The following is a 14216-nucleotide window of genomic DNA, read 5'->3' as shown; positions in this document are numbered from 1 at the left end:
CAATGTATGAAGAAACCATCCCAGAGCAACTGCGAGAACGAGATCAGTGGCTCTGTTGGCGAAGCGAAGAACGTAATGGGAAATCCACGAAGGTTCCGATCAACCCAAAAACTGGTTCGTTTGCCTCATCGACGGACGACACGACGTGGAGCGATTTCGACAGCGCACTCGCGTATTCACAATCGGGAACAGCAGATGGTATCGGCTTCGTGTTCACTGCTTCAGACCCGTTTGTCGGTATCGACCTTGACGACTGTCGCGACCCCGAAACGGGACGCCCGGATACCGAGATCAAATCGATTGTACAACAACTCGATTCGTATACCGAAGTCTCTCCATCGGGAACGGGATATCATGTTCTCATCGAGGGCACGTTACCCAGTGGCCGAAACAGGCGTGGACAGGTCGAACTCTATGACCACGCTCGGTATTTCACCGTCACTGGGGATCGCGTTCCTGGCTTACCCTCAGAGATCGAACGCCGACAAACAGACCTCGAAGAGATCCATCGTGAGTATATTGAACAGGATTCGAATGAAGATGAAAACTCGAGAACGAGGACTGAGAAGACGAGAGCATATCCCACGCTATCAGATGAGGAGTTACTCGAAAGAGCTCGAGCGGCCTCGAATAGCGAGAAGTTTGAGCGACTCTGGAACGGATCGACTGTCGGGTACGATAGCCACTCAGAGGCAGATATAGCCCTCTGTTGTTTGCTGGCGTTCTGGACTGGCGGCAATCAGAACCAGATGGATCGACTGTTTCGTCAATCGGGACTCATTCGGCCGAAATGGGATGCCGTCCACTATGGAGATGGCGCAACGTACGGTGAACGGACGCTCGAGCGTGCCGTCGAACATACGACCGAGTACTATGAGCCAAGTGCCTCTGAGGAAGCGACTGCAAAGGGTAGACCGAGAAGCACGTCTGAGCCGGCAAGAGTGAGGAGGGAGAACGATCGAGAGAGGTATTATTATGTGCGGAAAAATGAGATTCTGGAAAAACGAGTGAGAAACCTTGAGGAGACGCTCGAGGAAAAGAACCAGCGCATTAGTGAGTTGAAGGTGGCCATCGAAGACAGAGAAGACACGAGGAAAACTAGTATCTCTACGGGAAAAATCGATAAGTCGGATTCTACGCTCACTCCCCCGCTTTGGAAACGGTTACGACGGCTCGTCTTTCCCCGAGACAAGTAGCTACTTTGGCTCGAGAGCGATCTCACGAAGTATTTCGATGCACGTCGACTGACTCGTGAGCAAGCGCTCGTGCGGTCCATTATGTAACGTGTTTTGAGGACGGCGAAGCACCAACCAGCCGCCACATTCCTGTATCAATTGACTGAGAAACACAAGTTCTCCGTCACCGTGTTTCTACCGACTGCGTGATCTGAGTTTCTGTTTGGAATTTGATTATTTTGAACATGTAGATTAACACGGCACCGTCTATTGGCCAGTCTGAGGAGTGAGCAGGTCGTGGAGGTGATTTGGATTAAATCACACAGACCTTCTCAACGAGTTGTACGCAGTGGAATTTGATGAAGGTTGGGAGCGTAAGCGGACGGCGATTGCGCCAGGGCGTTTCCCATATATCTCCAGGCGACCGGATATTCGATTCGAGAGCACAAGCAATTCTTCACATTCTCGATGTTGAACGGTCTCATCAGGCCATATGGCAGTGGGTGCATCGACTGACAGCGTTCTAGGCCCGCCGAGGGCAAAGCCCTCGCGGGTCGCGGTTGATGAGAACGCTGTCAAGATCAACGGCAACTGATCTTGGACGTATTATGCAATTTATCTCGACTCTCGGTTGCACCTCGAAGTCGCAGTCTTTGGACGACAAGCCACCGATTCAATCGCTGCGTTCCTGAACCGATTTGCCGAGAAGTACGAACTTTCCAGCACGGTCTTTCTCGTCGATGGCTACGGATATATGACTGCCTCCTCTGGATTAGGCTTGAGCAGTCACCTTGACTACGTCAAGCGAAAATCTCATCGAAAAGTGTTTCATACATTGAAGATACGGATTAAGCGCTTCCACAACTCGTGGGTGATCGATCGGACGAATGTCGGAGAGGATATTGTATATTTAAGACAATAATATTTGCGGGATGATTATACCAGCCACTCAACGGACAGACATCGACGGAGGTGCTAAACTGGACAGTATCAGTAGAGTGAAACTAGCACAGCAACTGCCACTGACAATACCATTAAGGGGACTGAGTCAATGACTTCACTATGGAGATCAGTGACCACGTCTACGTATTCCCGGTAGAGACGACATACTTCGGTAACGAACGAACGTTCTATCTCACTGGGGTGGAGACACGTCGCGGCTTGATCCTGTTCGACGTTGGAGGCCCAGACGATGAAGACGTACTCGAGGAGGCACTCGCCCAGGACGGGTTCACATTCGACGACGTCGACAAAATCGTCCTGACTCATCAGGACTACGATCACCTCGGGTGTCTCGCCCCGGTCGCCACACGGACGGACGCCGAGATACTTGCCCACGAATACGCCGCCCCGTACGTGAGCGGCGAGGTAAAGATGCTGAAACGACCCAAGGAACCGTATCCCGGCGTCCCCGTCGATATAGAACTCACTGATGGAATGCGCTTTCATACTCAAGCCGGGCCGGTGAAAGCCCTCTTCACACCCGGACACGCACCCGGACACCTCGTCTTCTATGTTGAAGAACGTGGCCTCCTCATCGCGGGCGATCTTCTGTACAATGAGGGTGGGTTCTCAGGACCGAATCGCGCCATGACACCCGACCTCGAGGAAGCCCGTAACTCAATCGGCCGTCTCATTGATCTCGATGTAGAGATGGTTCTCTGTCACCACGGTGGTCCTGCAGACGTCACTGAAGCGGACATCCTACGCGTTTACCACAACTTCGGCACCGACATATAATTCGAAGCGATTCCAACGTGCTGCTGGAGGAGTGAAAACTAGCCTCGCCACCTGAACAGGCGCGTTTCTAGTGGCTTCAACACGCCATATTCGATCGTCAGGACGACGACAATGAAGGGGATGAGGTACGCCAGCACCATGATGAGCTCTCCCTGCTGAAAGTAGTACCGAAACATCGCGCCGATACCAACAGACAGTCCGAATACCTCCGCCAGTACAACGATTTTCCACACCATTCCGAGGATGTAGCGGTAGCTGCCAAAGAGATACGGGAGGAGGTGGGGAAGATAGATGTGACGCCACACGCTCGCAGTACTTGCATCATATGCGTTTGCCATCGTCAACAGTTTTACGTCGACGTCCTTCGCTCCTTCCCACATATTCACCGTCCCGAAGGGGGTGGAAGCAACGATGACCGCAAAGTAAACCGCCGTCTCGCTAAAGTTGAACCATACCATCGCGAGGAGGATGATCACGACAGTCGGCGTGGTCATCCAGAACGGCAACCAGCTGCTCACGGCGTCTTCCACGACCGCGTTCGTAGACATCAAGACCCCGCCAACAACAGCGAGGACGATAGCGACCGTACTTGAAAGGAGTGCACGCCGGAGCGTTAACTGGAGGTGATCGAACACGGTCAACTCACGGAAGTCGGGGGTCGTGAGTATTTCGTACGTTTGCATCACGGTGGCCACAGGACTCGGGAGTTGCGCCGGGTCGTTTATCAGAAGTGCCCCGACATGCCAAACAACGCTAATAACTACGAGCGGGAGCACGATTTGCTTTATACGAGTAAGGACGTGCCAATGGAAGCCACTCGAGATGGATGGAATTGTCGCCTTTAGCCGACCGAGCAGTCCCGTTTCGGCTTCTGACGACATTCAGGCACCACCGGATTGATCCTGGAATTGCGCAGGTTGTTCTCCGGGCTCTGCAGTGGGAGGCTCCGATTCACCAGCGTCAATCGCTTCCATCCTGTCGAAGAACGTATCCATGAGGTCAGATTCGAGAGCGAGTAACGACGAGTCATTCGGATTCCGGGGTCTCTCGTAATCAAGGCTGATTTCGTTGAATATGAGCCCTTGCGTGTCCAGGAACACGATCTCATCCGATAAATAGATGGCCTCACTGATGTCGTGCGTGACGAATACGATTGTCTTTCCCGTCTGCTGCCACAACTCGATCAGATCGTCACGAAGGTTCCGTGCAGTGAGTTCGTCGAGATCGCTGAACGGTTCGTCCATAAGGAGAATCTCTGGGTCGACTGCAAGCGCACGTGCAATACCGACACGCTGGCGCATCCCACCGGATAATCGGAGTGGATAGGATTTCTTCTCATCAGCGAGTCCCACCGTTGTGAGTACGTCGTCGATACGTTCATCGTGTTCTTCTTTAGGGACCCCCTGTGCGTTTAGCGCGAATTTGATGTTGTCCTCGACAGTCCGCCAATTCAAGAGTCGAGGCTCCTGGAACACGTATGCGATAGGAAGATCGCTTGGATCGACGATTTCACCCTGCCATTCTATCTCACCTTCATCGTACGTATGAAGGCCTGCGAGAATATTCAGCAGTGTTGATTTTCCACATCCCGAGGGCCCCATAATGCTCGTAAAGGAGCCTTCGTCCACTGTACAGCTAATACTGTTGAGGACGACAAATTCGTTCCCGCTTGACTCTTCGAACGTCTTCGTCAGGTTGCGTATTTTCAGATCCATTGTTATCGCCTCTGTCCAGCGCTCTCCTCGAGTTCCGGACGCCATTCGAACGATCGATCTTCCAGTCTCTTGAATAGCCGCTCTATCGCGAACATCACGACCATGACCGGCAACGCCCAGGCAATGATCATGTCTGCACGGAGCGTCTGGAAGTAGTAATCGACAACGTACCCAACACCCGACGTCGCGCCAAATACTTCCGCGATCAGCGAGATTTTCCAGGACAGCGCGAAGGCTAGACGCGCCGAGGAGAAAATAAACGGCTGCAGGTGTGGGATATGTATGTGTCTCCATTGATTTATGCGAGATGCGTCAAATGTAGCTGCCATCTCCACGAGATCGTGGTCGACGGATTCAGCCCCCTTCCAGACGTTTACGGTAACGTAAGGGGCAACGGCGAGTGTTATCACGAACACCGACACCACGTAGTCGGTAATTCCGAACCAGAGAACCCCGAGAAAGGCCCACACAACGGCCGGAAACGTCATTATCGCCATAACCGGCGCCGTGAGATAGTCCTCGAATACCGGATAGATACCCATGCTCGTACCGATGATCACGCCAATAATCATGGACAGTCCGAAACCGATGCCGATTCGGACGAGTGAGGGCTGAATATTCGCCATGAATTCAAACTGGTCACCACTGGTTACGACCAGCCATATATTCTCAGCCAGTAGACCCAAGCCCGGAAAAACAGTCGAGTCGTACGACTGCGAAACCAATTGCCACAGTCCGAGAAATAGCGCGATTGCGATCAGGTTTGGCTGGATTAGTCTCGATTGGTACAGGCTGGTAACCCATGCTCGTTTTTGCGAGCGATCATTTAACACCATGTCTGTGGGATCGGAACGGTTGGCAGGTATTCGTTCATGACATATCCTGAATCTCTTCGTGTGTCAAGAAACTGTCGGTGTCCGGGGCCGCATCGAGACCACCATATTGTTCAACGAGTTTGAACAGGTCTACGTTCATTTGAATCCACTCTTCGTCCCAGTCGGTCGGGAAGAGCTGCCCCTCATTTACCAGTTGACGAACTTCATCGACTTCTCCTTCCGAGGACAGATCGATACCACCAACAGCACCGTACTGGTTCATCGCCTGGTCGAATTCATCACGGAATAGCTCTACTGCTTCCGTCCAGCCATCCCAGAAATCCATTACGACAGATGGATTCTCGTTCAGGAAGTCATCGAATACGCCGAACATTGTGACGGATGGTGGATAACCGTGTTGTTCTTCCCACGCAGGAACGGGATTGTAGATCGAACGCAGGTCGTCGTTTGCGAGTGCTTTGATTGTATCTCCCGTAAAAAGGATACCCGCATCGATTTCTTCGTTCCCCTCGAGGAAGTTGTACAACGTCGACGTCGGCGAATCGACGATTTCTGTGGGATCGTTCATCAGGTCGAAGTCATACAATTCCGCCCACTGAGCGATGTAGTATCGAGTTGTGGAGGAGCCCCGCCCTGGAACCCCAACGGTCATCCCTTCGAGGTCGCCGGGTTCTTCGATATCGGAATCGTTCTGTACAAAACATTGGTTGATGAAATTCATAGTCTGGCCGAAGCATTTCACACCCGTATCGCCGGCGAGGTTACCGGCAAGCGGCAGCGACGAAAGCGGGGAGAGACCAGTGGCTAATCCTTCGGAGAATGTCCGTGAGAACTTCCCAAACCCGGCAACCTCAATAGAGAGATCGATACCACGGCTCGCCCAGAGGTCCTGTTCACGGCCGTAGAAGAACACTGGGACAAACATCGAACCTTCCAGATTCAGCATATGAATATTGGTAAGGTCCCCTGAACCGTCGTCTTCCCCATTGTCGCCCATACCGAGACACCCGGCTACCCCACCCGCGAGGAGGGCGGCCCCACCAGAGAGAACCTGTCTCCTGTCGAGTGAACGGTACAGCTGTCCCTGCGAATAATCATGCTCTTCCATGGTATTGCGATACAATGTCTATATTTATGCGTAATAAGAGTACTGGTTACTGTTAGCTATAAATCATTTGTCGGAGAATGCGGATGCGGTACAATTACTGGCCCGGGAATAAAATAGGGTGCCGCGGGAGATTATACTGAGACATCACGCGCTGGGATCAACAAGTAATCCAGCTCCTTGCGCGTACGCACCCTCAACGACGAGTTCGTCTGCTGCTTGCACGATCTTCGCCTCGAGTGTCTTCGGTTCGACTGACGACGAATTGCTATGAGAGAGGACGATATGTTGAAGATGTAATGAACAACCAGCGCTCGCGAGTAGATGGATGCTATAGTGCGGATGGGGGACGAGTTCCTGAAGAAGTGTTGTCCCATCTTGCGTTACTTCGTATACTTTGCTCACATCGTGCAAAAGGGAGCCTGCGATGACAAGATTTCTATCTACGTCAACGTCGCTGTGTGTAGCAAGAGCATCTGCAATCGCTATTGCACACCTTGTTACGTCGTGAACATGTGAAGTGGTGGTTTCGTCTTGGCCAATATTGTTCTGGCGTGGTGGCCACCATGGAAGGTCATCCGGACTCTCAAACGAACTCTCTCTGAGTGCCTTCGTCCAGACCTTCACGATTTGGTTCCGTAGCGACTCGTCTGTGACTTCCTGAAGTTCGGTGAACTGCCGACGAACTATCGATCCGTAGTCCATGTAAAACGCTGTATCGCCGAAGCGTAAAACTGTGTTCGTGGAAACTATGTTGTGGCTTCCCAAACGCATATTGCAGTCCAGAAAAAACACTCAAATACCGATGGATCAGTCAAATTCCTTCCGGAGTAGTATAGAGAACGGCGATGTCGTATTCGGGACGAGTGCCGATACATTCGCTCCCAGTCTGGTAGAACTCTACGGAGAGCTTGGTATCGATTTCGTCTGGTTAGATTTCGAACACCACGGTCCGAGCCCTTGGGATAGCCACGTCATAGAGAACCTCACCCGCGCGGCCGAACTCGGTGGTACGGAGTTGCTCGTGCGAGTTCCAGAGAGCGACCCGGCAATGATTCGGAAAGTACTGGATACCGGCGTAAGGAACATCCTCATACCTCGTGTCGATACTGCAGAAGAGGCTCGAACCGCCGTCGAGGCGTCACGGTATGTATATCAAGAAGAACCAGGTGAACGAGGAAACTCTACGGCACGTACGAACACCTGGCGAAACGTCGACCGATACCTGAAGACTGAGGACGAACAGGTGTGTATCGGCGTTATGATCGAAAAAGCGACTGCTACTGACAATATTGAGGAGATTCTTTCGGTTCCAGATCTCGGGTTTGCATTTATCGGACCTTCCGATCTCTCGGTACAGATGGGCTATCCGTCCGACAAGAATCACCCGGAAGTCCATCGCCGCGTTCAGGAGGTGAGAGAAAAGTGTAACGCAGCGGGAATTCCCGTTGGATGCATCAAGAGTGATCCGGATGAAGCCACCAAAGCAATTGACGATGGGTATCAAATTGTACGAATTACTAGTGAATTCGGTGCCGTTCAGGAAGTCGTTCGCGACCGTCTAAACCGTATTCGCTCGTGAGGTTTGGCCAACAATGGAAATCTATACTTAGCCCGGGTATGGAGAGTTAGGCATGGGGACTTGGAATGCGTTGGTAGACCCTGATATCCAACCGGCAGAAATACTCCGCGACGCCGTCACACCAGCTATCGACCTCGAATTTGACGAACCAGACACCGAATCATCACTTATCGATGCACTCAGCGGCAAGGAAGTCCTGTTTACTACGTCCCGACTTTCTGTGACAGAACGGGTACTGGCCGACACAGAGCTCGAAGTGATTGCGAAACTCGGCACAGGCATCGACAATGTCGATCTCGATGCTGCTCGTGACCACGACGTCACAGTTACTCACACACCAGGGATGAACGCACTATCCGTTGCTGAGCACACCGTCACGCTGTTGCTTGGCATTGCACGTCGAGTAGGTGAAACTCAGGAACTCCTGAGCGATGGTAATTGGCGTGATACCGCTCCACAAGGGACACTCCTCTCGGGGAAAACAATCGGTATTTTTGGCTATGGGAATATCGGACGCCGGGTTGCCAAACTGCTTACGGGATTTAACGTGCAGACGCTTGCCCACGATCCGTACGTCCACGAGGTCGAATCGGAACTCACCGACACGGACATAGTCTCCATCGAGCGCCTGCTTGAGGAGAGTCAGATGATTTGTGTGAACGCCGCACTCACCGAGGAGACACGTGGAACGTTCGACGAGGCGGCTTTCAATGCGATGAGAGATCGCGTTCTGCTCGTAAATACTGCACGGGGGCCTCTCGTCGACACTGACGCATTGATCGATGCCCTCCAGTCTGGAAAGGTCGCTGGCGCAGGCCTCGACGTATTTGAGACAGAACCACTACCAGCTGACTCGAAGCTTCACGAACTGGATAACGTCATTACGACACCACACGTCGCCGCGATGACGGAAGAGTACCGAGAACGTGGCATCACTACACTTGCACGAAATACGCTGATACTTCTGGATAACGGATCGGTAGACAACGAGTTTCTTGCAGTTGCTCCGGAGGTTCGATGACAATGTGGAAGGCCAGAGCAGGTAACTGCTGGTTCCACTGATTCCCATGACAGGCCGATTGTTGGTCGCCGTGTCACAGCTGCCGTGTGACTGAGATATTAATCGTCGGAAGATACCACTTGGAACCGTCGACCGTCAGGGTCACGGAAATTCAGAATTGTGCGTCCAGTTGCTTCGACGTAATACGGATCTCTGACCTGGTCGACACCCTTCTCACGAAGGTCCTCCGCCAGTGCTTCGACATCGTCCGAAGTGAAGGCGATGTGGTTAATTCCTGGCGTTTCCTCACCCTCAACAGTGTGAATTTCGAACAGTGGCTGTTCCGAGTTCGGTGGCTTGAGTTCGTACGATTTTCCGTGATGTTCGGTTTCGCGGTGAATTTCGAATCCGAGGTTTTGCAGGAACTCTGCCATCTCGTCCGCGTTGCTAGCCTCTATCTCGATATGGTCGATTGTACCGTCCATTTCAATTTCCTCGTTCTCAATTGATGGCCATATATCTTTCGTATGAGCCAATACGTGCCACAATTCCCCGGTCACTCCTGACCACCGTATCGATTATGCCAGTAAGAACCAACATTGAGAAAGCGAGAGTGTTGAGAATTTACCGATCAGGATGCGATCGAACAACACTGAGGCATCTCTGCCAAAATCTATCGATCGCCCATAAATTGATTGAGAGGGAAGTACTCTCAGTGACTACGAGTGGGCGATATTCAGTTCCAGTTCATTCACGAAGCTCAATAACGTTTCAGAGATGTCTTCGTTGACCGGGTCACCCTTCATACGGTGATAGGGGCCCGTTACAGAACAGGCGCCAAGGACTTCACCATCGGGAACAAGAGGAACAGCCATCGCGATCAGTCCCTCGACGCTCTCGCCGAGGTTGAACGCATATCCCTGTTCGCGAACGACGTGTAACTCGTCGAGGAATTCTGCTCTGTCAGTAATCGTGTTCTTGGTAACTGCGGGTAGCCCAACGTCATCGATGATCCGCTCAACTTCTTCCTCCGAAAGTTGAGAGAGTATTGTTTTTCCGGCAGCGGTTTCGTGTGGGTAGAGTCGCTTTCCGATACGTGTCCGTGTAGAGACCCCTCTGCTCCCCGTCTCGCGAAACAATGTAGTCGTCCGTGTATCATCCAGTACGGTATAGATGCTTGTTTCGTTAGTTTCCTCGGCCAGTTCTTGCATCTTGTCCTTGATGATCTGAGAACCCGGATGGGTATATCGGAGTTGTCCACCGATATCTAGAAACCGCAAACCGAGACGGTATTCGTTATCCTCACGAACAACGAATCCGCTTTCCTGAAGGGTCTTCAGATGCTTGAATACTCCTCCCTTTGAAACATCTGTATGGGTCGAGACTTCAGTGACCGTTGCCTGTCCAAGTTCCTGTAGCACCTTGATAACCGCATGTGACGTCTCTACGGCTTTGATCGTTGGAGTCCCCGTGTTATCTTTGGCCATGTGAATTCACACGGATACAATCACCGTAATAGTTTCTATTTGGAAAAGATTTCGAGAATATGTGTCCGATAGAAATAGGGCACGTTCTTTCATTATAGACTCCGCACTCAAATTCGGACCATTTTTAGTTCAAGTTGCCAGTCACGTTTACCAGTAGAAACCGTTTCCCTCCGTTCGACCAGTTACATACAAGACGTAATCATCAACTGTTACAACATTATGTGTGTAATGCTATTGTCCGATAGAATCTGTACGACGGCGAAAGATCGTTGAGAGCATTCAAGTGAAGACGGGATAACGACAAGAAGGAGAGTTCGAAAGCTACCCCGTTACGTGGAAATGAGTACACTAAGAACTATCATCCACGCTCATCTGGACCATCACGACTACGATCCCCAATAGTGTTTCTCTGAGGAAAAACAGGATACAATCGATTCCTGGCAAGTGGGTGGCGAACTCGGCTGTCACCGTTGCCGAAACGTTACAGCGTAGTGCTCACGTGAAATGAATTGTATTCTGCTCCTGGTACGCACCTGTCCGCATACATTTTGCATCATTACCTCAGACGGAAAGGTTGGGGGAGTCATGATAGACACTGATTAGATTAGCTGGTTCCAGCACTATGCGAAGCTTTGGTGCCATGTTTCGGTGGTTGTTGAATCGGCGTTTCTGAAACAGTTTCTGAACGAGGAGGTTCATCGTTTTACTTCTTGAAAGACACCTTCGACGGCGTGCCAGTTTCCGTGGTGCTCGTGTCGAAATTGGAGGTCGTCACAGTGGAGTACAGCCTGTAGCCACGATGCTGTATCGACGAAAAACACGGCATCGGAGACATCGCGTATCTCGGAAGTACGGGAAGAAAACTTGAGGTGGCAGCGGTATTCGCGTCGGAAACAGCTGGATTTACAGGAATTCGTTTGTTTGTGGATCGACAACGGAGTACAGTCAGTAGCGCTGGTTGGTGACTTGGATCACCGTCTTGTCAACGGCGACGTGATCCGGGACTTGCCTTCCGTGGCTGTAAATCTGCTCCAGTACCCAGTTGTGAACGGTGGATCGAGCCCGATCGACATCGAATATCTCGAATATATAGACAGTACTTGAAGGTGATAATACGGAAATAGAGGTAGATGCTAAGGCGCATCAGCTCACACGATGTCGCCTCCCGCTCTACAAACCCAAACTGAACTTATGTTCTGGGACCGCTGAGGACGGTGGGTTCTGACACCATGAGTTCCCTGCCTCGCTCCTTCGGTCTCTACTCTGAACAGTACTCAACAAATCAACTGACAGTCTTAAGTTCTGTGATATCGTGTATTGACTTCACTTCGGACGATCAAACGATAGAACCTCCTATCTCGTAAAATATAGCACAACTTCGTCAAATTAACGTAAGAAATGATTAAATGGTGTCGACCAAACCTGGTAGCATGGGTCAACACAGTGACCACGACCGACTGTCAACACTCCGGCGGGAATTCCACTCTCATCCCAAACCGAGGTGGAGAGAGTTTTGGACGACCTGCCGTATTATCGAGGAAGCCGAGCGTCTCGGTGTTATTGAGTGGTACGTTGGTGAGGACGTCCTTGACACGGAGTACCAGACAGGCCTCCCTGATGAAGAAGCGTTAGACCAGTGGTTCGTACGCGCACGAGAATTGGGCGCAACCGGGTCAGTTCTCGACCAGCTCGAGGGAGAGTATCCCAGTCCAACGAGCAGCAGGAGATTCGCGAGCGTCAGCGAGACGTCGTCGTGGGCGTCGAGCACCCGGACCCGGCGTAGACCGCCAGCGGCATGAACAGCAGCGACGATCCACTCTCAGAAATGGGTCGGAATCCACAGTGTAAGCCCCACCAGGAACGCCCAGACCGACGTGAGCAGTAAGTGGAAATGCACGGCGATATCCACGGGGGCGTTGTTCCTGTGCAGCCCATCGGAACAAACGTGTTCTGAGGGAGGTAATGTCGTCGCGAGTCGCTATCAATGAGATTATTGTCAGTGTGAATTTATTTTGGTCTTGTTCAAATACTACAATAGTCATCAAGTCAAAGCTTATTCTCAGTGTCGCTGGCTTTGGATGACTAGGCACCGATCCAGCTACGCATTCCTACCTAGCTCAACTAAGAAACACAAATCCTCAGCCAGCACGTTTCCTGTCGATGGCTGCAATTTTCTGTTATGGTTTTGGTAATTTAGGGCCTATCATCTGGAAACTGATCGGAAAGCAATTTCGACCCTCAATTGCCTATTGATCGCTTTCACAACACAGAGAGAAAGTTGACTGAGCACGACCTATATTGATTAAACACCACACTATTATGCCATATAGTGGACTTTTGATTACCAATCTATCAACGTTCATAAATGGTGCTAACCATACAATGCCTAGTCATCCGACCAGATCCCATCATCTTCCGTCACCCCCAGCGTCGGAGACAATTATCATTCAGTCGCATTCCACGAGCAAGAGCTCGAACTTACAACTCCCGGAAATATATACCTCGAGAACCCATAGTCGTGGTTATGGCTACAGACCGAAGTGCAGATGCCCCTCCAGGATATGACGAGGAGGATCCATACACGGATGCCGATCTCACGAAGTTCGAACCGTGGTGGCGCAATAATATCGAGGTATTCAACGCACACGGCATGCGACCGTATAGACCGCCGCAATTTTCCGACGGCACTTACACACCGAAAGTGATCCGTGCACTCGAGAAAGAACACGGCGTTTCCATACAGCTTCGGGTTCTCGACCCACAGGCAGGAAACGACTGGGAGATACGAATTGATGGCGAACCTGTTGAGACAGTCGAACGGTATCGAGACGACGGAGGATTTAGCGTCTACGACATCGATTCCGAAGCATTTCGGCAACTCGTCAACGATTCCCTCGGCCCGGAATAATCGCAGGGGGACCTCGCCAGACCACTGACATCTTTGGAGAAAGAGTGCCGTGACCGTGACATCTAATGTAGCTGGACTTGAAGATACAGGTATGGTTTCTGTTGGGGAAATCGCCCCAGATTTCACGATTCCAAAAGCTGGTGGAAGCGCGTATAACGACATCTCCGAGTTCATCCTCTCCGACGCACTTGGAGACGGACCGCTCGTACTTGCGTTCTTTCCTGCAGCATTTACGAGCGGTTGTACGGACGAAATGTGCGCGTTTCGGGATTCGATACACGCATTCAACGATCTTAATGCGCAGGTATACGGGATCAGTGTCGATCTACCGTTTGCATTGAATGTCTGGATCGAACAGGAAGGGCTAAACTTTCCAATGCTGTCTGACTGGAACCACGACGTGATTCGACAATACGACGTCGTGAGATCGGATCTGTACGGTTCCATCGAAAGTGCTCGACGAAGTGTTTTCGTCATCGAGAGCGACAGGACAGTCGCTCACAAGTGGGTCCGGGCAGACGAGAACCCGGACTTCGGTGAGCTGATTGACCACGTTCTCGACCAAGTAAAGGCAGTAGAGGCGTAGTCCGGTTTCTCAGATCGTGAAGCCGAGACAGCTACTCATGGAGAGTTCGAGACCGATCGCCGTCAAAACATCGTTCAAGAGC

Annotated in this window: 13 protein-coding genes and 2 pseudogenes; 7 read left to right on the top strand and 8 right to left on the bottom strand. The window is 51.5% G+C overall.

Features of this window, described 5'->3' with window-relative positions; translation table 11 throughout:
- Nucleotides 1-2: 2 nt before the first annotated feature.
- From J1N60_RS06640 to J1N60_RS06630, 3 genes and pseudogenes are all read left to right on the top strand, one after another.
- On the top strand, nucleotides 3-1196 hold the full coding sequence (locus J1N60_RS06640; RefSeq protein WP_312911711.1) for a phage NrS-1 polymerase family protein: 1194 nt from the start codon (nucleotides 3-5) through the stop codon (nucleotides 1194-1196).
- 319 nt (nucleotides 1197-1515) lie between these two features.
- Nucleotides 1516-2177 (top strand): annotated as a pseudogene (locus J1N60_RS06635) (transposase domain-containing protein).
- Between the two features lie 60 nt (nucleotides 2178-2237).
- Entirely contained in the window at nucleotides 2238-2915 is a 678-nt protein-coding gene (locus tag J1N60_RS06630; RefSeq protein ID WP_312911710.1) for an MBL fold metallo-hydrolase, read from the top strand.
- A gap of 38 nt (nucleotides 2916-2953) precedes the next feature.
- Here the strand turns inward: J1N60_RS06630 and J1N60_RS06625 are convergent, their stop codons facing one another.
- From J1N60_RS06625 to J1N60_RS06605, 5 genes are all read right to left on the bottom strand, one after another.
- Nucleotides 2954-3796: an ABC transporter permease gene (locus tag J1N60_RS06625; protein ID WP_312911709.1), complete on the bottom strand. Its 843-nt coding sequence runs from the start codon at nucleotides 3794-3796 to the stop codon at nucleotides 2954-2956.
- On the bottom strand, nucleotides 3797-4630 hold the full coding sequence (locus J1N60_RS06620; RefSeq protein ID WP_312911708.1) for an ABC transporter ATP-binding protein: 834 nt from the start codon (nucleotides 4628-4630) through the stop codon (nucleotides 3797-3799).
- Between the two features lie 2 nt (nucleotides 4631-4632).
- Nucleotides 4633-5256, bottom strand: coding sequence for an ABC transporter permease (locus J1N60_RS06615; RefSeq protein ID WP_312911706.1), 624 nt, complete (start codon nucleotides 5254-5256; stop codon nucleotides 4633-4635).
- A 244-nt stretch (nucleotides 5257-5500) separates the two neighbouring features.
- The gene (locus J1N60_RS06610; protein WP_312911705.1) at nucleotides 5501-6574 is read right to left on the bottom strand and encodes an ABC transporter substrate-binding protein; all 1074 of its coding nucleotides are present in this window, start codon (nucleotides 6572-6574) and stop codon (nucleotides 5501-5503) included.
- Between the two features lie 144 nt (nucleotides 6575-6718).
- Nucleotides 6719-7276, bottom strand: coding sequence for an HD domain-containing protein (locus J1N60_RS06605; protein ID WP_312911703.1), 558 nt, complete (start codon nucleotides 7274-7276; stop codon nucleotides 6719-6721).
- Nucleotides 7277-7376: 100 nt separating this feature from the next.
- Here J1N60_RS06605 and J1N60_RS06600 point away from each other — a divergent pair, with 100 nt between their 5' ends.
- Nucleotides 7377-8153 carry an HpcH/HpaI aldolase family protein gene (locus J1N60_RS06600; RefSeq protein WP_312911701.1) on the top strand — a complete coding sequence of 259 codons (777 nt, stop codon included), beginning with the start codon at nucleotides 7377-7379 and terminating at the stop codon, nucleotides 8151-8153.
- A gap of 52 nt (nucleotides 8154-8205) precedes the next feature.
- A complete protein-coding gene (locus tag J1N60_RS06595) occupies nucleotides 8206-9174 on the top strand; it encodes an NAD(P)-dependent oxidoreductase (protein WP_312911699.1) in 969 nt (322 codons plus the stop codon).
- Between the two features lie 98 nt (nucleotides 9175-9272).
- Here the strand turns inward: J1N60_RS06595 and J1N60_RS06590 are convergent, their stop codons facing one another.
- The 3 genes and pseudogenes from J1N60_RS06590 to J1N60_RS06580 all read right to left on the bottom strand — a co-directional run.
- A complete protein-coding gene (locus tag J1N60_RS06590) occupies nucleotides 9273-9638 on the bottom strand; it encodes a VOC family protein (protein WP_312911697.1) in 366 nt (121 codons plus the stop codon).
- 234 nt (nucleotides 9639-9872) lie between these two features.
- Nucleotides 9873-10640, bottom strand: a complete 768-nt coding sequence (locus J1N60_RS06585) for an IclR family transcriptional regulator (RefSeq protein ID WP_312911695.1) — start codon at nucleotides 10638-10640, stop codon at nucleotides 9873-9875.
- Between the two features lie 620 nt (nucleotides 10641-11260).
- A pseudogene (locus J1N60_RS06580) lies at nucleotides 11261-11817 on the bottom strand (transposase domain-containing protein); the annotation flags it as partial.
- A 1347-nt stretch (nucleotides 11818-13164) separates the two neighbouring features.
- Between J1N60_RS06580 and J1N60_RS06575 the strand changes: the two are divergent.
- Together J1N60_RS06575 and J1N60_RS06570 are read left to right on the top strand one after the other, a co-directional pair.
- Entirely contained in the window at nucleotides 13165-13548 is a 384-nt protein-coding gene (locus J1N60_RS06575; protein ID WP_312911693.1) for a hypothetical protein, read from the top strand.
- A 49-nt stretch (nucleotides 13549-13597) separates the two neighbouring features.
- The gene (locus J1N60_RS06570) at nucleotides 13598-14134 is read left to right on the top strand and encodes a redoxin domain-containing protein (RefSeq protein WP_312911691.1); all 537 of its coding nucleotides are present in this window, start codon (nucleotides 13598-13600) and stop codon (nucleotides 14132-14134) included.
- The last annotated feature ends 82 nt before the right edge of the window (nucleotides 14135-14216 follow it).

The organism is Natronosalvus caseinilyticus (genome assembly GCF_017357105.1).
Taxonomy (GTDB): Archaea; Halobacteriota; Halobacteria; order Halobacteriales; family Natrialbaceae; genus Natronosalvus; species Natronosalvus caseinilyticus.
This window is presented reverse-complemented; position numbering and strand designations above follow the sequence as displayed.